The organism is Ruegeria sp. AB6 (genome assembly GCF_056542685.1).
In genome coordinates, this window is the sequence record NZ_JBQGAD010000041.1 from 1 (window position 1) to 899 (window position 899).

1 protein-coding gene is annotated in these 899 nt (G+C 56.8%); it reads right to left on the reverse strand.

Annotated elements, in window-relative coordinates; genetic code table 11:
* Nucleotides 1–771 (reverse strand): IS30 family transposase (locus tag ACR0DB_RS22605; RefSeq protein ID WP_480553096.1); only part of this gene is annotated, 771 nt, incomplete at its 3' end.
* Between the last annotated feature and the right edge of the window lie 128 nt (nucleotides 772–899).

Here is an 899-nt window from a genome sequence, read left to right on the forward strand (position 1 = left end):
GATCCCGGCCCTGAGGTGCCTCCAGGCCGAGAACTCGGTGCCACGGTCGAAGGTGATCGACTGACGTGCATCGGCGGGCAGGGGAGCCAGCCCCTGGATCAGCGCTTCCATGATCGGCTTGGACTGGCGATCCTCATTGCGCATCACGACAGCATAGCGACTGACGCGTTCGACCAGAGACGTCACATTGACTTTCCCATACTCCTTGCGAAACATCATCAGATCACATTCCCAGTGGCCGAACTCAGTGCGGTCCGCGATGCGCTCGGGCCTGTGAGACAGGCTCTGCGTGTCAAAGATGTGGGTCCGGTTGTACCTGCGATAGCCACGTGGCCGGCGGCGTTTGCGATGCTCAGGGAGATGGCGGTAAAACTGTTCCTCGCGGCCATCCTTGGAATAGGCGAACCGATAGATCGTCTCGTGACTCACACGGATCGGATGGCGTTCAAGCCGCATCCGGCCTGCGATCTGTTCGGGCGACCATCCAGCCTTGAGTCGATCTTCGATGGCTTCCTTGAGGTCTGGATGCACGATCATCTTGCGATGGATCGCGCGGCGCGCCTCGTATTTGTCCTGAGCGACAACCGCGTGATATCCGTTGAGTTCTGGGATCTCAGTATCTGTGTATCGGTTCCGTTTGATGTCTCGGTAGATCGTAGAGGGGTTACGACCCAACCGATCGGCTATCTCAGCGACCGGCATTTTTGCTTCCAGCCACTTTGCGAGCTTACGTCGTTCGCCCAGTTTCAGGTGACAGTAGCGGCTTCCCATTCTTCATACTCCATGCAACTCTCTGTTTTAGTACAGAATTTGCACTTCGTTTGTGAATCCACCGATCGACGAGAACCCGGACGATAAAGAAGTGTTCATTCGCCTCAAGAGCACCAAGGGCGCGGATG